Source organism: Bacillus sp. FSL R5-0512 (assembly GCF_038593295.1).
Lineage (GTDB): Bacteria > Bacillota > Bacilli > Bacillales > Bacillaceae > Bacillus > Bacillus safensis.
The window spans coordinates 1,178,039-1,196,593 of sequence record NZ_CP151982.1; the positions used below are offsets into that span (position 1 = coordinate 1,178,039).

Annotated in this window: 21 protein-coding genes; 12 read left to right on the plus strand and 9 right to left on the minus strand. The window is 41.1% G+C overall.

From position 1 onward, the window contains the following. Positions 1 to 273 precede the first annotated feature (273 nt). On the plus strand, positions 274 to 1,173 hold the full coding sequence (gene hag, locus NSQ25_RS05945) for a flagellin Hag (protein WP_214755247.1): 900 nt from the start codon (positions 274 to 276) through the stop codon (positions 1,171 to 1,173). Positions 1,174 to 1,207: 34 nt separating this feature from the next. Here hag and NSQ25_RS05950 read toward each other — a convergent pair whose 3' ends face one another. Next, positions 1,208 to 2,680: an FAD-dependent monooxygenase gene (locus NSQ25_RS05950; RefSeq protein WP_326136546.1), complete on the minus strand. Its 1,473-nt coding sequence runs from the start codon at positions 2,678 to 2,680 to the stop codon at positions 1,208 to 1,210. 217 nt (positions 2,681 to 2,897) lie between these two features. On the opposite strand from NSQ25_RS05950, the gene NSQ25_RS05955 reads away from it, so the two are divergent. Continuing rightward, entirely contained in the window at positions 2,898 to 3,722 is an 825-nt protein-coding gene (locus NSQ25_RS05955; protein WP_326136545.1) for a methyl-accepting chemotaxis protein, read from the plus strand. A 36-nt stretch (positions 3,723 to 3,758) separates the two neighbouring features. On the opposite strand, the gene NSQ25_RS05960 is transcribed toward NSQ25_RS05955, so the two are convergent. Beyond that, positions 3,759 to 4,130, minus strand: a complete 372-nt coding sequence (locus NSQ25_RS05960; protein WP_024426772.1) for a DUF5412 domain-containing protein — start codon at positions 4,128 to 4,130, stop codon at positions 3,759 to 3,761. Positions 4,131 to 4,372: 242 nt separating this feature from the next. On the opposite strand from NSQ25_RS05960, the gene NSQ25_RS05965 reads away from it, so the two are divergent. Next, positions 4,373 to 4,996 carry a poly-gamma-glutamate hydrolase family protein gene (locus NSQ25_RS05965; protein ID WP_024424964.1) on the plus strand — a complete coding sequence of 208 codons (624 nt, stop codon included), beginning with the start codon at positions 4,373 to 4,375 and terminating at the stop codon, positions 4,994 to 4,996. A gap of 26 nt (positions 4,997 to 5,022) precedes the next feature. On the opposite strand, the gene NSQ25_RS05970 is transcribed toward NSQ25_RS05965, so the two are convergent. Further along, positions 5,023 to 5,571: an ImmA/IrrE family metallo-endopeptidase gene (locus NSQ25_RS05970; RefSeq protein WP_024424963.1), complete on the minus strand. Its 549-nt coding sequence runs from the start codon at positions 5,569 to 5,571 to the stop codon at positions 5,023 to 5,025. A gap of 310 nt (positions 5,572 to 5,881) precedes the next feature. Here NSQ25_RS05970 and NSQ25_RS05975 point away from each other — a divergent pair, with 310 nt between their 5' ends. Then, positions 5,882 to 6,781: an N-acetylmuramoyl-L-alanine amidase gene (locus tag NSQ25_RS05975; RefSeq protein WP_326136543.1), complete on the plus strand. Its 900-nt coding sequence runs from the start codon at positions 5,882 to 5,884 to the stop codon at positions 6,779 to 6,781. On the opposite strand, the gene NSQ25_RS05980 is transcribed toward NSQ25_RS05975, so the two are convergent. The 6 genes from NSQ25_RS05980 to NSQ25_RS06005 form a co-directional block, all read right to left on the minus strand. Next, the gene (locus NSQ25_RS05980; RefSeq protein ID WP_120207232.1) at positions 6,770 to 6,901 is read right to left on the minus strand and encodes a type II toxin-antitoxin system SpoIISB family antitoxin; all 132 of its coding nucleotides are present in this window, start codon (positions 6,899 to 6,901) and stop codon (positions 6,770 to 6,772) included. The two genes, NSQ25_RS05975 and NSQ25_RS05980, sit on opposite strands and share 12 nt — an antisense overlap. A gap of 98 nt (positions 6,902 to 6,999) precedes the next feature. Further along, positions 7,000 to 7,176, minus strand: coding sequence for a type II toxin-antitoxin system SpoIISB family antitoxin (locus NSQ25_RS05985; protein WP_080652934.1), 177 nt, complete (start codon positions 7,174 to 7,176; stop codon positions 7,000 to 7,002). After that, complete coding sequence (locus NSQ25_RS05990) at positions 7,145 to 7,915, minus strand: type II toxin-antitoxin system SpoIISA family toxin (RefSeq protein ID WP_024424960.1); 771 nt, start codon at positions 7,913 to 7,915, stop codon at positions 7,145 to 7,147. Before NSQ25_RS05990 ends, NSQ25_RS05985 begins: the two co-directional genes overlap by 32 nt. A gap of 145 nt (positions 7,916 to 8,060) precedes the next feature. Next, entirely contained in the window at positions 8,061 to 9,059 is a 999-nt protein-coding gene (locus NSQ25_RS05995) for an inorganic phosphate transporter (RefSeq protein WP_017359158.1), read from the minus strand. Between the two features lie 15 nt (positions 9,060 to 9,074). After that, positions 9,075 to 9,692 (minus strand): DUF47 domain-containing protein, encoded by a 618-nt coding sequence (locus tag NSQ25_RS06000; RefSeq protein WP_024426775.1) that lies wholly within the window; start codon positions 9,690 to 9,692, stop codon positions 9,075 to 9,077. A gap of 206 nt (positions 9,693 to 9,898) precedes the next feature. Beyond that, complete coding sequence (locus tag NSQ25_RS06005; RefSeq protein ID WP_326136542.1) at positions 9,899 to 10,357, minus strand: ASCH domain-containing protein; 459 nt, start codon at positions 10,355 to 10,357, stop codon at positions 9,899 to 9,901. Between the two features lie 227 nt (positions 10,358 to 10,584). On the opposite strand from NSQ25_RS06005, the gene ggt reads away from it, so the two are divergent. From ggt to NSQ25_RS06045, 8 genes are all read left to right on the plus strand, one after another. Then, on the plus strand, positions 10,585 to 12,336 hold the full coding sequence (ggt, locus tag NSQ25_RS06010; RefSeq protein WP_034281472.1) for a gamma-glutamyltransferase: 1,752 nt from the start codon (positions 10,585 to 10,587) through the stop codon (positions 12,334 to 12,336). 260 nt (positions 12,337 to 12,596) lie between these two features. Continuing rightward, positions 12,597 to 13,634: a sulfate ABC transporter substrate-binding protein gene (locus NSQ25_RS06015; RefSeq protein ID WP_252050366.1), complete on the plus strand. Its 1,038-nt coding sequence runs from the start codon at positions 12,597 to 12,599 to the stop codon at positions 13,632 to 13,634. A gap of 11 nt (positions 13,635 to 13,645) precedes the next feature. Beyond that, on the plus strand, positions 13,646 to 14,491 hold the full coding sequence (cysT, locus tag NSQ25_RS06020; RefSeq protein WP_326136541.1) for a sulfate ABC transporter permease subunit CysT: 846 nt from the start codon (positions 13,646 to 13,648) through the stop codon (positions 14,489 to 14,491). 5 nt (positions 14,492 to 14,496) lie between these two features. Continuing rightward, on the plus strand, positions 14,497 to 15,366 hold the full coding sequence (gene cysW, locus NSQ25_RS06025; protein ID WP_252050368.1) for a sulfate ABC transporter permease subunit CysW: 870 nt from the start codon (positions 14,497 to 14,499) through the stop codon (positions 15,364 to 15,366). Positions 15,367 to 15,381: 15 nt separating this feature from the next. Continuing rightward, positions 15,382 to 16,113: a sulfate ABC transporter ATP-binding protein gene (gene cysA / locus NSQ25_RS06030; protein WP_326136539.1), complete on the plus strand. Its 732-nt coding sequence runs from the start codon at positions 15,382 to 15,384 to the stop codon at positions 16,111 to 16,113. Positions 16,114 to 16,352: 239 nt separating this feature from the next. Beyond that, positions 16,353 to 16,820, plus strand: coding sequence for a PTS sugar transporter subunit IIA (locus tag NSQ25_RS06035; protein ID WP_041105930.1), 468 nt, complete (start codon positions 16,353 to 16,355; stop codon positions 16,818 to 16,820). Positions 16,821 to 16,873: 53 nt separating this feature from the next. Next, positions 16,874 to 18,247, plus strand: coding sequence for a PTS transporter subunit IIC (locus tag NSQ25_RS06040; RefSeq protein WP_034281477.1), 1,374 nt, complete (start codon positions 16,874 to 16,876; stop codon positions 18,245 to 18,247). Positions 18,248 to 18,266: 19 nt separating this feature from the next. Beyond that, positions 18,267 to 18,545: a PTS sugar transporter subunit IIB gene (locus NSQ25_RS06045; RefSeq protein ID WP_003212259.1), complete on the plus strand. Its 279-nt coding sequence runs from the start codon at positions 18,267 to 18,269 to the stop codon at positions 18,543 to 18,545. Positions 18,546 to 18,555 lie beyond the last annotated feature (10 nt).

The window sequence follows — 18,555 nt, forward strand, 5'->3', positions numbered from 1 at the left end:
TGGGGCTTTTTTTTATGTGCATTTTTCTTCGAATTTTCTCCAGTTTTATGATTCTTAATTCTCTCTGTGAAAATATGAATAACGACCTTCAAAATTGGTGAACTCTAGCGAAACGATCATAATGAATAAGACTTTTTCCTTATTTGTTCCTTTTTTGTTAAACATATTCCATTAAGGTTCGATAAATGGATTGTAAGGCTTACAAAAAAATTCTAATTTAGAACTTTTGGACATGGATGTCTAATTGGTTCAAACACATGGAGGTCATTAAACATGAGAATTAACCACAATATCGCAGCACTTAACACACTGAACCGTTTGTCTGCAAACAATGGAGCAGGGCAAAAGAACATGGAGAAGCTTTCTTCTGGTCTTAAAATCAATCGTGCAGGGGATGACGCAGCAGGTCTTGCCATCTCTGAAAAAATGCGTGGACAAATCCGCGGATTAGAAATGGCGACGAAAAATGCACAAGACGGTATTTCTCTTATTCAAACTGCTGAGGGTGCATTGACTGAAACTCACTCAATTCTTCAACGTATACGTGAATTAGTGGTTCAAGCTGGAAACACTGGTACTCAGGATGATACAGATCTAGGTGCGATTCAAGAAGAAATCGATGCGCTAGTTCAAGAAATTGGTAACGGTACAGATAAGAACGGTATTTCTGACCGTACTGAATTCAATGGAAAGAAACTTCTTGATGGTACTTTTGCTGCTGAGCCTGAAGGTGGAGAAGCGAAGAAATTAACTTTCCAAATTGGAGCTAACGGTGCGCAGCAATTATCAGTTCATATTGAAGCAATGTCTGCTGATAAACTTGGCGTTGACGATAAAACAGTTTCTACTATTAAAGTAACTGATTTTGCCGAAATTGCAGCAGGTGAAGAAGGTGGATTTAACGACCAATTAGCAATTATTGATGGAGCCATCAAACAAGTTTCAGATCAGCGTTCTAAACTTGGTGCAGTCCAAAACCGTCTAGAGCACACAATCAACAACCTTGGTGCTTCTGCTGAAAACTTAACAGCAGCTGAGTCTCGTATTCGTGACGTTGACATGGCAAAAGAAATGAGTGAGTTCACAAAGAACAACATTCTTTCTCAAGCATCTCAAGCAATGTTAGCGCAAGCAAACCAGCAGCCGCAAAACGTACTTCAATTATTACGTTAATGAAAAAGCCCCTTTGAGAGGGGCTTTTTTTATTTCATTCAAATGACAGCAAGTGCTCTAGACGAAAGTCAGGAACCGCTTCATGGAAAAAAGCTCGGTTGCCTTCATCGTTCTTTTGATCCCATTGCTTCCACCATTCAGCGGTTTCTCCAGAGGTGTCAGCTTGAATCATGTTGTGCAGCTGTTCTAAGTTGATGATTTCTCTTGGTTCTAATAAAAAAGAATGCATCCGGTGATACGCCTCAAGACATTCAGGCTGTTTTGTCACAATGGCGAATTGTACGTAGCGATTTAAAAATTCCTGTACGAACGTCAAGTGGGGGATGGTTGCTTCTCCTTTTAACTCGACGCCGTCCCACGCCATATCAGCAATCGCACAAAGCCACCAGCCAAGTTCACTCGCTTGCTGCATTTGTTGTAATGTGTCCTTTTCAAAAGACAGCCGCTCATTTTTTTGTGCTAGTTTGAGCATACGGTCAAGTGTTTGTGCTTCGAGGGCTGCCTTTGTCATGCCCTGTCCATGAATGGGATCTAACGTACACAAGGCATCGCCCATCACCAATAATCCACTTGGCCAATCCTGCATGTGTTCATAGTGATGTCTCACGCAGGAAGGAACTCTAAATCCTTTTGGTTTTGTAAAGGGCGTTAAATGGGTGATGGCTTCTGCTATCGCGGGGTGGGTCAGTGCAGCGGTTTCTGAATCAAATTGATCAGCATCCGTTGTTGGATAATGTGAACCGCCAGCTGCAGAAAGAAGAACAGTCACTAAATCATGATCTACCCGTTCAAACAGTCCTGTTGGAATTTGCTTGTCTGGCTGGCCAACTACGACCATTGATTGCAGGGGTGGGGCCCCTGATGGTATGTGATAATATCTTGTGCTGTAGCCTAGAAACACATGTAACTCATCAGTCTTTGGTAAGGTCCATCCAGCGTCTTTCAGCCATTTTGGCAACTTAGACATTCTTCCAGACGTATCGATCACTAAGTCTGCTTTCATTTCATGAATGCTTCCAGGTTTTACTTGCCGGTCCTTCACAATAAGCCCCATGACTTGATTAGTCCCCTCTTTAAACTGAAGGGAGATGGCTTCATGTTTTTCTAAAAACTGCACACGTTCCTCTTTTACTATTCTTTGCATCAGCACCCACTCTAGCATTGCACGTCTTGTGACGGCGGTTTCTTCTCTATCAGTGAGCGTTAATTCGCCATCTTTTGTGATAAATCGAGAGGTTTGATGCATGGTATTAAATCCGCCCATTGCCAGTAACTCTTTTGTATAACCAGGGAATAGACGTTCAACGATTTGCTTGCCAAGTGGCAGCATTCTATGTGGATGAAAGGCTTGAGGAGTGCCAAGACGATTCTCAGGAGCGTCTGGCAGTTCATCCTTTTCAATCATCAATACTTGATGATAAAACGTTGATAAAACTTTTGCAGCGAGCATCCCGGTGATACCTCCGCCAATGACGATTGCCCGCTCATATTTCATGGGTTGTGTCACAACATGCGCCTCCAATGAATATACAAAATGGTTACATGACCATTTCATCATATGTCGATTCATTAATTATAGCAAATTTATGTTTGAATATAGAAAGGAAAAGTACTTCTTTTTACTCGTAAATATGAAGAATTTCTTCTAATCATTATCATTATTTTAAAAAGTAACTATTAATTTAAGAAGAACGACCGATAAACTATATAAGGGGGTAGAGAAATTGGATATACTACAGAGTATTGTGACAGCAGCACCTTATATGATGCAGATTTTAAAAAACGAAGTGACGATGGGTGTCATTGATCGAGAGAAATTCTTGCTGTATTTGCCATCGAAAGATGTTGATTTTCAAATTCGAGCTGGAGAACTCATTAAGCCAGATGATTTAAATATGAAAAAAGCGCTCAGAGGTGAGACATCAAGTATGTTTGTGCCTGAATCGGTTTACGGAATACCGTTAAATGCAATGGGTCTGCCAATTTTTGATGAAAATCAACAAGTTATCGGCGCACTCGCTTTAGGTTTTCCACTTAAAAATCAATTAGAGCTTGAAGCATATATGGAGTCATTAAATGACATCATTCAAAATATTCAAGAAAAGGTGCATGTGGTGGCGGCACATTCAGAAGAGCTTTCTGCGACAAGTGAGGAAATGACCTTACAAACGCAGCAAACACTTGAAAGCTCGAAAAAAACATCTGATATTACAAAAATGATTAAGGGCATTTCGAAACAAACAAGTTTGCTGGGATTGAATGCGTCAATCGAAGCAGCCAGGGCAGGAAAAGAGGGGGCTGGATTTAGTGTTGTAGCCAGTGAGGTTCAAAAGCTTTCAAGTGAAACTTCACGTGCAACAGAAAATATTGAAAGTTCACTGCAAGGGATTTCCTCTAATATACATACATTACTTGAGAGTATGGACCATATGAAAGGTTCATCATCAGAGCAGGCTTTACTTGTGACAGAGTTTAGTGAAATTGTGGAACGGCTGACGAGCGTAAGTAAAGAAATGAAAGAATTCATGCAGCATGTGATGTCAACGTAAAAAACGAATCCAAGAGGGATTCGTTTTTTTGATACGCTATTTTCTTTTGTTCCGGTCAAAGCGATAATCGTATGTTTCTCCCTTTACCACATTTAAAAATTCATGCCCAATTTGAACAAGCTGTCCATTTTTCCATTTGATGAGAGGGTCTTTATCAGGGTATTTCCAGTAAATCGTTTTCTTTCGGTGGGTGAGTTTGTTTTCAATTTCTGCTCTAACTGCGTTCTCCTTTAGTTTCCCTCCGCTATGTCGATAGGTGTTGATGATATATGTTCCGTCAGGTGATGTCATCGAGCGGATAAAGGTTCCGTGAGATACGCCTTGAAGAGAAAAGCATTTCCAGTAAATGATGCCAGCGAAGCTAAGGATTAAGATGACAAAGGTGATGGTGGTTTTCTTTTTTAACATGAATTCCTCCAGATGTAGATCACAATATTTCTAATTTATGAGAGAGAATGCAAAAAGATTCATATAGTCCAAAAGTTCTATTCATTTCAATTATCGGTCATTTTTTCTCAAAATTCAACAGATAGCCGAAAAGATAAGGAAAATTTAAGGATGTATTAAGTCGATAGGTCATGTGAAATCCCTTTACAAAAGAATTTAAGATCAGTAGACTTATGCTCATATAGAGAAATGGGGAAGATGGAATGACGCAAATCATTGATACATATCAAAGTTATGAAGAGCTTTCCGCTCATGAAAGAGAGGGAATCGACTATCAAATTCTTCACGAGCGGAAAGGAGACCAGCTTTTGGTTTTGTCCCCTCATGCTGGGGGAATTGAATCTGGCGTGAGTGAGCTCATTCATGAGATCGCAAGTGATGATTCTATGTATTTATTTGAAGGCCTTAAAGTGAAAGGCAATCATGTGCTTCACATTACAAGCACACGTTTCAATGAGCCGGTCTGCCTTTCTCTAGTGCATGCCCATCATTACACGTTTGCGCTCCATGGCTACGGGGAAACAGAGGTGCTTCAAACATTAGTGGGCGGGACAGACAGAGAAAAAGCGGCAGAAACAGTGAAACGTTTAACGCTTAATGGATTCCCTGCAGTGCTGCTATCTGAATCTGATCGTTATTCTGGAACTCATCCTCACAATATTAATAATCAATGTCTGACCGGAAAAAGTGTACAACTTGAAATCAGTCAGGCGCAAAGAAGAGCATTCTTTCAAGACTTCAGACGGCGCTATCGCCGTGAAACGCAAAATGAGCAATTTTATCGGTACACAAATGTACTCAAGCAAGTATTAAATCTTTATGGATAAACCCTGTCGCCCTATGCAGAAGAGGCTTACGTTTGATAAACAGCTTCTTTTTCCGCGACCTTCTCGGCTTTCATTAGATAAGATGTAAACTCCTGTTGGAAGCGAATACCTGCTTTCCGCTGTTCGAACAAGGCGAGCCGCTTTTCAGCGAAAGCCCAGGTGACGTGAAATGTTTGCGCAATGTGCAAAATGGCTTGCTGCCGAAGGTTTGGAAGCTTCATTTGCATCAGCATAAAGGTCGGCACACAAAAGTGATACATGAATTGTTTAGCCTGAAACTCTTGCAGTTCTCGAAAGAGTTTGTGCATCTTGAAATGATTTCCTGCATGCTTCAGCACATGACAAAGCTCGTGGGCAAAATCCTGCCATTGTTCCTCTGACGATAGAGATCTGTTTAATATAATACTGTAAAGACCTTGATGTTTGATCATCATGCTGCCAGTATCCTCATAGTGGACCCATACATGAAATTCAGAAGCGATCCTTTGCATGTCTCTATAAGCAGGACCGCTTATTTGTAATTTGGCATATAACCGCTTAATCTCTTCTTCTAAATGGGTTAAAAAACCAGTCATTTAAAAACCTCCATGAAAACGTATGTTCTGTTTTTGGCGTAAAAGAAAAGTCCATATAGGACTAAATAGCTAATGAAGCTATTACTTACTTTTAATATCGGCTTATTTTTAACAATTTTAACATAAAATCAAGGAAAAATGGAATTAATTCCTGTTTTTTTCTTCTTTTTTGCGTTTTCCATTACTAAAAAGAGTGATTTGAATTCAAATTTTACCATAGTCTTATCACTAAAACAAACCCAAGTTGTCTTACGAACGCCACCAATTGATGAGAAAGATCAATTCAATTTAGCAAAAGGGAGTGCAGCACATGGTAGAAATTTATCAAGATTTTATTCCAATTGGAAACGGGAACCGCCCAGGATACGCCATGATACCGATGTATGTGACGGTTCATAACACAGCAAACACGTCAAAAGGAGCGGATGCGAAAAGTCATGCGGCATATGTGAAACGCCCAACGACAGAAGTGAGCTGGCACTTTACAGTGGATGATCATGAAATCTTTCAGCATCTGCCGTTAAATGAAAATGGCTGGCATGCAGGGGACGGACATGGAAATGGGAACAGAAAGTCGATCGGCATTGAAATTTGTGAAAATGAAGATGGGAATTTCCAGCAAGCGGTTAAACATGCGCAATGGCTCATCCAAAAGCTGCTGAAAGAGCATAATATTCCACTAGCGAATGTGGTCACACATCAGCACTGGTCTGGAAAAGCATGTCCGCGTCTGCTTCTCGCTACATGGGATGAATTTAAAAAAGGAATTGAAACGGCAGGAGAACCTGAGACGGTCATCACGTATGTCGTCAAAAGCGGGGATACGTTAACGAGTATTGCCAAAGCTCATGACGTCACAGTTCAAGATCTTCAAAAGTGGAATAACATTAGCGACCCGAACAAGATTCAAATTGGACAGGTTCTCAAAATTTATCGAAACGATGGAAAAATGATGTATGAGCTGCCAGATGGGATTTTAAAGGTGACTTCGCCTCTAACGAAGGGAGAACACGTACGCCTCGTCCAAAAAGCGCTTGCTGCTGTTTATTTTTACCCTGATAAATCGGCTGCAGATAAAGGCATCGATGGTGTTTACGGAGAAAAAACGGCGAATGCCGTAGCGCGCTTTCAGCTGGTGAACGGTCTGACAAGTGATGGGGTATACGGTCCTAAAACGAAGGAGAAGCTGCTTAAACTGTTAAATCAGTGAGTGTTTCTGTTTGTATGATTGGATGGCTGTTTCACTCTTTTCAATTAAACGCTTAGTATATGGGGACGGCTGATATTCAGCAAACTGAACATATCTCAGTTGTTTGATTTTCTTTTTCATTTTGGCACCTCAATCGTTGCAGCGTATAGTGTATTGTATGCAAGTCTATGTGAAAATGGAAGCAGGACGCGGATTTCGTTCCGCGTCCTTTAGTGTAATCAAGCCTTTTTATTTTTATACTCATCCAGAAGCTGTTCATTCTTTTTAAAAATTCTCTCAGTATGGGGGCTTACCTTATAATCGGCCATACTGATATGGCGTTTTTTCTTTAAAATCTTAAAAGGGTTTTTCTTAGGATTGTTGTTATCCCCTTGAAGTGCGTGGTCCATCTTCATCACCTTCCTCTTCGTCAGGCAAGATTAGGTCATAAATTGTTGTAAGTGATGTCATTAATAAATAGTCGAACTCCGTGACAATCTCATCGGAGGTGAGCTTAATGACAAAATGAGCATCTGCTACAGAAAATGGGATGAGCACCAAATGACCGAAATCATCGTAATATACTTCCTGCCTGTCAAGCTTCGCCTGAATAAGAGCCCGCTGGTCAAGTGTCCGAAGCAGGTCGTCTTTTTGTTCCTGCATATCGTATGGACAAAGCACCGCTTGAATATTCATCTTGTCGGCAAAAGAATAAATCAGCCGCTCAATTCCCTCTATATATGCCTCTACACTTCCATAATATACATGGATCGGTTCATTTTTCAATAGGTATTGGTACGTTTTTAGTTTATTGAGGTAAGAATGAAGCAGATCGTTATTTTGTTCAAGGAGTTGATGGGTGTCGGTTTCCAGCTCATGATTTCCGAGTTTTTTAATATAGGAGCTAAGAAAGATGAAAGCATCAGTTAATGCGAAAAATACGGCAATGATCAAGTAGTGCATCCAATCAGTGAAGATAGAAGAGGGGTCATTTGTCCAGTACACAACAGCACCCGCTACATAAATCCAATACCACGTTTTACGAATGGCAAACATCTTTTCTTTTACTTTTTGTTCAAAGCGCCAAACCGCAAATACATACACAGCAAGAGCACCTAGCAATAACCATACAGTCAATTGAAAAAATAATAGCATGTTCTTCTCTCCCATAGACAGATGAATACTTGTTTATTTCTATGGATATGATTGGAAACCCTGCTTCATGAAAAAATGTCCTGCAGAAGGACGGTTTTAAGTGTGCGGGCAAATAAAAAAAGACCTGTCAGACAGGTCTTTGATATTAGAGAATCGCATTTAACACAAAGTATATAAGAGCTCCTAGAGTTCCTGAAATCGGTAATGTAATCACCCAAGTGACAAGCATACGTTTTGCTGTACCCCAGTTAACCCCTTTGACTCTGTGTGCAGAACCTACACCTAGAATAGAAGATGAGATAACGTGAGTCGTACTAACAGGTAAGTGAATAAACGTCGCACCGAAGATAATAGCTGCACCCGTTAAGTCTGCAGATACTCCGTTTACTGGACGAATTTTCATAATTTTACCGCCGACTGTTTTGATAATCTTCCAGCCGCCGATAGAAGTACCGAGTCCCATTGCAAGCGCACAAGAGAATTGTACCCAGAAAGGAATGTCGTCTGTTGTATGCAAATTACCTGCAATTAAAGCCATCGTAATAATTCCCATCGCTTTTTGCGCATCGTTTGTCCCATGGGTATACGATTGCAGTGCAGCCGTTAAAATTTGAACACGTCGGAATTGTTTATTTGTTTTTGCGAGATTGTTGTTTCTAAATATAATTTTGATAATGGTATACACGATATATCCCAATACGAAAGCTAGGATAGGTGAAAGCAAAAGAGCTTGAATGATTTTAATGAATCCCGAATAGTTTAAAGCGCCAAAACCGGCTGAAGCAATAACCGCACCTGCAATTGATCCGATTAATGCATGTGAAGAACTACTCGGAATCCCGTAATACCAAGTAAGCAAGTTCCATGTGATGGCGGCAATTAAAGCAGCCAAGATCACAACAGAGCCGTTTTGAAGTGTAAATGGATCTGCGATATCTTTTGTAATGGATTTTGCCACACCTGTAAATGTCATTGCTCCTAAGAAGTTCATGAACGCTGCCATGATGATCGCATGTCTAGGCTTTAATGCCTTCGTTGAAACTGAAGTCGCAATGGCATTTGCTGTATCGTGGAACCCGTTAATGAAATCAAAAGCAAGTGCACAAATGACAATAAGTATGGTAAGGATGAGTAATGTGTCCATGTTTAACTAACCCCGTTACGCATTCTTCATAATGATTGTTTCTAGATTGTTGGCAACACTTTGACAGGAATCAGCGATTTCTTCAAGTGTTTCGTAAATTTCTTTGTATTGAATCACTTTAATTGGATCTGTTTCTTTTCCAAACAAGTTCTTTAATGATTTACGATGAAGATTGTCACAATTATGTTCAATCTCTTTGATCTTGATTGCGTGCGGATGAATATCTTTCAAGCGATTTTCAGCTAGTAGATCAATTGTGATTAAAATTTCTTTGGCACACTCTCTGATGTAGTGGCTGAATTTGTCGATATGTTCGTCAGAGCTTGTAATTGAGTAAATTTCTAATGTTGCGGAAAAATGCTCAATTCCATCTAAAACATCATCGAGGCTATTCGTCAATTGAAGGATGTCTTCACGTTCAATCGGTGTAATAAAGGCTTTGTTCAGCTCTTTAATCATGGTATGAACATGATTATCACCTTTTGTCTCATATTCCTTCAATGTGTCAGAAAATTCTTTCAGAGTGGTTTGATTTGTTACTTTATAGCTAACAAAATACTCAGCAGTTTCATCTAAATTTTTAGCAATTTCCGTTAACAAGACGGAAAACTTGTCTTTTTTCCTTTTTAACATGTAAAAACCCTCCATTGTATAAATGAGACAATGCACACATCAAATAATTATATATTCTTTTGTCGAAAAAAAACAGGTGTAGTCGAAAATTTCTTCACTTTTTCTATTTGATCTTATTCTGACCTAAAGATGTGATCTCAACACACCTTTTTCTAAAAGGGGAAAAGCCACGAAAAAAGCGGGCCATATTTGACGCCGCTTAAAGGCTAAGAAGCTGAATGAATCAGCTTAAACCGTTCACAAACAAGAAGCATATCCTCTTTGAATTCTAAACCGTATGATTGGAGTGCTTCTGTGAAAAATTCTTTATGTTCTCTGTACCAATAGTCATAAGATAAGTCGCCTTCACCCTCTGCTTGTGCAAATGATACGGGAACTTCATTCATTGGCATGACATCTACATGTGTAATTTCAATGATGGCTTTTGGCTCTTCTTGGCTATCCAAAATGACCGCATATTGTCCGGGTTGTGGAAGCGGCTCCTGTTCCTTTTCATAAAAAAGGTGTCCAGAACAAGTGGCTGTTTTTTTTCCTTGCTTTACAAGATCAAGCAAATGATCAGGATCTGAGCCGAATGCCCACACTGAAACAAACGCGTCAGCAGGTGCTTTTTCTGATTTCTCTTTCCAATAGTCTTCCCAAAATAATCTGCATTTGTTGTTCAATGCTTTTCCCCCTCTTTGTTGTGTTTATTATACCTTGAAGCTGAATCGTTGGAAATGATGTGTCTTTATTCCTAATGAGTGAGTGCGTCATATGTTTTGAAAAACAATGTTTGATTTGGGAAATGTAGGATGATAGGATGAAAATTTTTGAAATTTTAGAATAATCTATTGTATTCTGGTCAAGAAGTCGGTAAGGTCAAAGTAAGAATATGGAAGGGGTGTTGTTCATGAAACGCATTTCTCTAACTGTTTTGTCCATATGTCTGTTTGTTTTCTCGTTTTTTCTGCCTGTCAGCCAAGTCAATGCGAACGAATCTCATGGGAGTAAAGTAGCTGTTGGTAAAGATGGCATGGTGGCTACTGCTCACCCGCTGGCATCAGAAGTAGGTGCTGATGTATTGAAGAAAGGTGGAAACGCAGTGGATGCTGCTGTTGCCATCCAGTACGCACTGAATGTGACAGAGCCAATGATGTCTGGAATTGGCGGCGGTGGTTTTATGATGGTTTATGATGGAAAGACAAAAGAAACATCCATCATCAATAGTAGAGAACGAGCACCACAGGGCGCAACACCTGACATGTTTTTAACGGATGAGGGAAAAGTCATCCCATTTGCTGAGCGGTCCACACACGGTAATGCGGTTGGCGTCCCAGGGACAGTAAAAGGTCTCGAGGCAGCATTAGATAAGTGGGGAACCCGTTCGATGAAGGAATTGATTGAGCCTTCCATTCAGCTTGCAGAGGATGGATTTGAAATCGATTCTGTTCTGGCAAAAGCCATTGAAGATCATCAAGAAAAGCTGAAAAAAACGGCCGCAGCGCCAATCTTTCTTCCAGATGATCAGCCGCTCAAAGAAGGCGATCTGCTTGTACAGCCAGGTCTTGCGAAAACATTTAAGCTCATTGCAAAAAAAGGAAGCAAAGCATTTTATGAAGGAAAAGTAGCAAAAGCACTTGCAAAGACAGTCCAAGATTTTGGCGGAACGATGACAACTGATGACCTTGGTCGTTATGAGGTCAAGACTGACAAGCCTATCTGGGGGGACTATAAAGGATACCAGCTTGCAAGTATGCCTCCACCAAGCTCAGGCGGTGTGTTTATGCTGCAAATACTCAAAATACTAGATCACTTCAATCTATCACAATATGACCCCAAATCATTCGAAAAATATCAGCTGCTAGCTGAAACAATGCATCTCTCCTATGCTGACCGTGCTGCATATGCAGGCGACCCCGAATTCGTAGATGTTCCACTAAAAGGACTACTAGACGATGATTACATTTCAAAAAGAGCTTCTCTCATTCAATTAGATCAAATGAACAAAAACCCGAAAGAAGGAGATCCGTGGGCGTATGAGGATGAAAAAAATCCATCCCCAATTGTCCCGCAGCCAGAAGATAAAACCATTGGCGAGACCACTCATTTTACTGTTGCCGATCAGTGGGGAAATGTCGTGTCATTCACAACAACCATTGAACAGTTATTTGGTACAGGAATTCTTGTTCCGGAATATGGCTTTTTCTTAAATAACGAACTAACAGATTTTGACGCAAGACCAGGCGGAGCAAATGAAGTCCAGCCAAACAAACGTCCATTATCCAGTATGACCCCGACCATCATATTCAAAGATAACGAGCCGGTCATGACTGTGGGCTCACCTGGAGGAACGACCATTATTGCTTCTGTTTCACAAACGATCCTAAACTTGCTTGAATACGACATGGAGCTGCAAGATGCGGTGGAAGAGCCGCGGATTTATACAAACAGTCCAACTTCTTACCGTTACGAAGTAGGTGTTCCCCTTGATGTGAGAACGAAGCTAAATGACATGGGTCACCGTTTTGGCAGTTCACCTATTGATATAGGAAATGTGCAAGCCTTACTCATTGATCGGAAAGCAGGGACATTTACAGGAGTAGCTGACTCCTCAAGAAATGGAACCGCTGTTGGTGTCAATTTAAAGCTATCTGCCGATTAAGACCATTTCCCGGGAAAAGAAGCGCCTCTTCAAGATGGCGTTTCTTTTTTTGTTTAAATGAAAAAACAGAGTTGACACCTGTGAATAGTTTGAATAATATATAGACTAACATCAATCATACATAGCTGATCGGACAACCGAAGGCTCTTGGCAATTTGAAGTACAGAACTGTGATGTATTTCAGGTGGCTAAGGGTCTTTTTTGCGTGTGAAACGGCAAGGTTGGTGTCACTATTATTTGATAACGGGGAGCGGGATAACATGAAAAAGTGGAAATGGGTCTCTATCGTGACCATCATATTAGTCTTGGCTGTGACGAGTACTGCATGCTCAAACGTAAACGAAGCTTCAAAGCAAAAGGGAAAGGTTGAGCTGTTAAATGTTTCGTATGATCCTACACGTGAATTGTATCAGGAATACAATCAAGCCTTTCAGACGTATTGGAAAGACAAAACTGGTGAGGATGTCACGATCAAGCAGTCTCACGGTGGATCAGGAAAGCAGGGAAGATCGATTATTGATGGACTCGAGGCAGATGTGGCAACACTGGCTTTAGGGTATGACATTGATGCGATTGCAGATCGCGGACTGCTTTCAAAAGATTGGCAAAAAGAATTTCCAAATCAGTCCACACCGTATACATCGACCATTGTGTTTCTTGTGAAGAAAGGGAATCCCAAAAACATTAAAGATTGGGACGATTTGATTCGGCCAGGTGTGTCCATCATTACGCCAAATCCGAAAACGTCCGGCGGTGCGAGATGGAATTACTTAGCTGCATGGGCCTACGCCGATAAAACATTTCATGGGAATGAAGAAAAAACAAAGGATTTTGTCAAAAAGCTATATGAACATGTCGAAGTCCTTGATTCAGGTGCACGCGGAGCCACAACGACCTTTGTTGAACGCGGACTTGGGGATGTGTTAATTGCATGGGAGAATGAAGCCTATTTAACGCAGCACGAACTAGGCAAAGACAAATTTGAGATTGTCACCCCATCAATTAGTATTCTAGCGGAGCCGCCTGTTGCGGTCGTTGATCAAAATGTGAAACGTAAAGGAACAGAGAAAGTGGCGAAGGCTTATTTAGATTATTTATATTCTAAAAAAGGGCAGGAAATTGCGGCGAAAAACTATTATCGCCCTAGAAATGAAGAAGTCTTAAATAAATATAAAGACCAGTTTAAAGAGATTGATATGGTGACGATTGATCAAGCGTTTGGCGGGTGGAGAAAGGCGCAGAAAAGATTTTTTGATGATGGCGGCTTATTTGATCAAATATACAGCGGACAAAAATAGGGGGCGATGTGATGAAGAAAACACATGCAGCCGCCAATAAAAGAAAACGTATATTGCCTGGATTTGGTCTGAGCCTTGGGGTGACGCTCGTTTATGTGAGTGCGATTGTCGTCATTCCTTTATCCATGGTATTTATTTGGACGGCTTCATTAGGAGCAGAGGGGATTTGGAAGGTATTTACCGATGCAAGAGTATTGAAGTCGCTTCAGCTGACCGTGACGACTTCCTTTGCAGCTGCTCTCATCAATGCAGGGTTTGGTGTACTGATTGCCTGGGTTCTCGCCAGGTACACATTTCCTGGAAAGAAAATCTTAGATGCTCTCATTGATTTGCCTTTTGCTCTCCCAACCGCTGTTGCGGGTATTGCCCTCACCACCCTTTATTCTCCTAATGGATGGATTGGTCAATTTCTGCATATAAAGCTGGCGTACACACCGATTGGGATTATTTTGGCACTGATTTTTATTGGCATTCCATTCGTTATCCGAACCGTTCAGCCTGTGATAGAGGGGCTGCAGCAGGAAGTGGAAGAGGCTGCGGCGATTCTTGGTGCGACAAGGAGACAGACCTTTTTTCACATACTGCTGCCGGCCTTGTTTCCTGCGGTGATGACTGGATTTTCACTTGCGTTTGCAAGAGCGCTAGGTGAATATGGCTCTGTTGTGTTTATTGCTGGAAATATTCCGTTTAAAACAGAAATTACACCGCTGATGATCATGTCCAAGCTTGAACAATATGATTATCATGGTGCAGCAGCGATTGCATGCTTGATGCTGCTTCTTTCATTTTTCATTCTGTTATTGATTCACGGCATTCAGTGGTATGTTGAGCGGAAAAAACAAGTATACGTGAGGTGAAACCATTGGAGAGAGAGCTTAGTCATCAGCACCATATTCGGTATAAAAGTCCTGTAACCGAATCTAAAGCAGTGAAAATCCTATTGATTACGGTCGTGTATGCTTTTTTGATTTTATTTTTACTTATACCGCTGATCGCCGTTTTTTCAAAGGCATTTGAGAAAGGGTGGAGTTCATACCTTCTGGCCATCTCACATCCAGATACACTAGCGGCGATCAAATTGACCGTTTTCATTGTCGTCGTCACCTTGCCGCTTCAAATGATCTTTGGGGTGAGTGCTGCATGGCTTATCACAAAATTTAACTTCCGCGGAAAACGTTTGTTAACGACTGTGATTGACCTCCCGTTTGCCGTTTCGCCTGTGATTGCTGGACTTGTATTTGTGCTTTTATTTGGTTCAAACGGGCTTTTAGGACCTTGGCTTATGGCGAATGGATGGAAAGTCATTTATTCTGTACCAGGCATGAGCCTAGCAACCATATTCGTTACATTTCCATTTATCGCTAGAGAATTAATCCCGTTTATGCAGCATGAAGGCATTCAGGAGGAGGAAGCATCGCTCACACTTGGTGCAAACGGATGGAAGACTTTTTTCTTTGTGACACTGCCGAATATCAAATGGGCTCTTTTTTACGGCGTCATCTTGGCCGGGGCAAGAGCGATTGGTGAATTTGGTGCCGTGTCGGTTGTATCAGGTCATATTCGAGGCATGACCAATACGATGCCGCTTCATATCGAAATTTTATACAATGAGTACCAATTTCAAGCCGCTTTTGCTGTGGCGTCTCTCATGGCGTTTGTGGCAGTCATTACTTTAATCATTAAGCAAATCATTCAGCAGAGGGATCACCGGCTTGGCAAGCGGTCAACATAAATGGAGGGATGTGCCTTGGGGATTACAGCAAAACAAATATCAAAACAATTTGGCCAGACAAAGGTTTTGCAAAACGTGGATTTATCGATAAGAAATGGTGAATTGATCTCTTTATTAGGACCGTCTGGCTCTGGGAAGACGACGTTATTAAGAATCATTGCAGGTCTTGATTACGCCAATAACGGGCAGATTTTATTCGGAGATCAGGATTACACACACATTCCAGTACGAAAACGGCAGATTGGTTTTGTGTTTCAGCAATATGCGCTTTTTCGAAATATGACGGTTTTTGATAATGTGGCATATGGACTGAAAATTAAACCTAGAGGAGAAAGACTGCCTAAAAAAGACATCAAAGAGCGGGTACATGAGCTTTTAGAGGTTGTTCAGCTTACGCAGTTTGAGCAGCGGTATCCAGAACAGCTGTCAGGGGGGCAAAAGCAGCGTGTAGCACTGGCGCGCGCACTTGCCGTTCAGCCCAAGGCACTCCTGCTGGATGAACCTTTTGGTGCACTTGATACAAAGGTGAGGAAAGAATTAAGGCATTGGCTGAAAAAAGTTCATCGTGACTTTCAAATGACCACCATTTTTGTGACACATGATCAAGAAGAAGCATTTGATATTGCTGATCGTGTTGTGGTGATGAATGAAGGAAGAATCGAAAAAGTTGGCACAAAGGAAGAAATGGCAGTGCAGACAGACAATCTATTTGTATCTGAATTTTTAGATATAGGAAGCCACATTTAACAAGCAGTATAGAAGATTAGAAGGAAGAGATGCGGTGATGACTGCGTCTTTTTTTATTTAAATTTCCCTAGGGACATTGACTTATAATTTTGAATATTATAATATCTTTACAAAGGTAACGGTATTGAACATTTTTTAGAACGCATAATTGTAAGCGTTTTATAAAAGGTTCTATTCTAAAAATGTTCTTTCTTTTGTTACATGTGTTCATATTTATACCAAATGAATGGGGTGGTTGTTTGAACAGCTTGTTTGAGTTAGATGAACAACTGATTAAGCTACAGTTCGAAGCATCTTCGAGAGAGGAGGTGACCACATATTTAGCAGGGCGGTTAGAAGCTGGAGGGTACATTAAATCGAGCTTTTTACCAGCAGTGCTTGAAAGAGAAAAAACATATCCTACAGGCCTTCCACTTGCAGCCTTTGGGGTAGCGATTCCGCATACAGATCCTGAGCATGTGAACAAACCAGCGATTAGTGTAGCTACTTTAAAGGAACCTGTCATTTTTCATAAGATGGGAAGCCCAGATGAAACTGTGCAAGCTAAAATTGTGTTTGTCCTAGCAATCTCTGAGCCTAGCAAACAGCTTGTGATGCTGGAGAAGCTGATGACACTTTTTAGAAAAGAAGAAGTGATGACGAAGCTCTCTTATATGACATCTTATGAAGAAGCAGTTGACGTGCTTCAGCAAGAACTAAACCAATAGTCATTCACGAAATTATGTAAGCGCTTTATCTGAAAAATTCAGGAGGTGGATGTATGATCAAGCAAGCCGTCGATTTTATATTAGACCTTGGACCAACTATTATGCTCCCGATTATTATGACGCTTTTCGGTATGATTTTAAGGCAGGGCTTTAAGAAATCCTTCAGGGCCGGTATTACGATCGGAATTGGATTTGTTGGTGTCAATCTTGTCATTAATTTGCTCGTGAGCGGACTTGGGCCAGCAGCAAAAGCCATGGTTAATTCCCTTGGGCTAAAGCTCGATATTTTGGATGTTGGATGGCCGATTGGAGCTGCCATATCCTTTGGTACACCCGTTGCCCCGCTCATGATTCCTCTTGTGCTTTTATTAAATGTCATCTTATTGTCTGTAAACTTTACGAAAACGCTGAATGTGGATATTTGGAACTTCTGGCATTTGATTTTCGCAGCCTCTGTTACTTACTACGCTTATCATAATATGTTCTTGGCTCTTGCTGTTGGCTTGATCGTCTCTGCGATCACGCTAAAGTTAGCCGATTGGACGGCGCCGACAATCGAACATCATTTCGGATTAAAAGGCGTATCGATGGCTCATGCGGAAACGGTCAACTTCGCCCCGCTCATGTATGCGTCCAACCGCGTCATTGATAAGATTCCTGGTTTAAACAAAATTCATGCTGATCCAGAAACATTGAAGAAACGCTTTGGCATTTTTGGCGAACCGCTTGTGATGGGTCTCATACTTGGTATCATTATTGGTCTTCTCGGCGGCTATGATGCAAAAGGCGTGATGACGCTCGGTATTCAAATGGCGGCAGTTCTTGTCTTAATGCCAAGAATGGTTGCTTTATTAATGGAAGGGCTCATTCCAATCTCTGAGGGCGCTCGTTCTTATATTCAAAAGCGTTTCCCAGGGAAAAATGTCTATATTGGTTTAGATACAGCGATTGTGATTGGTCATCCAGCGAATATGGCGGTAGCCCTTTTAATGGTGCCGATTACGATTTTGCTCGCAGTTGTTCTGCCTTACAATGGCATGCTCCCGTTTGCTGACTTATCGGTTCTGCCATTTACAGTTGTCTGGGCAGTAGCAGCCGCTCGTGGAAATATTATTCGCGGCCTTATTAACAGTATTTTTACATTAATGATTGTCTTCTTTATCGCAACGAACCTTGCTCCGCTTGCGACAACCATGGGGAAAGCAGTCGGCTTTGATTTCCCAGAAGGGGCAAACATGATTTCAGGTATTGATCTTGGTTCTCACGTCATTCCTTGGATCATGGTGAGACTTCTTGATCCGAGCAACCCTTACTTTATTGCAGCCATCATCTGTGCTCTGGCTTATGGGCTTCTATGGTACTGGGTGCGAAATGATATTAAAAAGCAGTATGCAAAAGAAATGGGCTTAGATCAGAAAGAACAATAAATGAGCTGGAGGGATTCTAATGGCGAAGAAAATATTAGTATCATGCGGAACGGCAGTTGCAACATCAACGGTTGTCGCTAAAAAGGTAGAAGAGACGTTAAAGGAAAAAGGATATGATGTCGTGGTGGAACAGTGTAAGGCATCTGAAGTCCCGCAAAAAGCGGAAGGCGCCGATTTAATTGTGACGACAACGCCTGTAAGTGATACAAAAGGGACACCTGTGATTCAAACATTATCCTTTTTAACTGGATTTGGTATTGAAGATGATATCGAGAAAATCATTGATCATATCAAGTAGAGGGCTATTT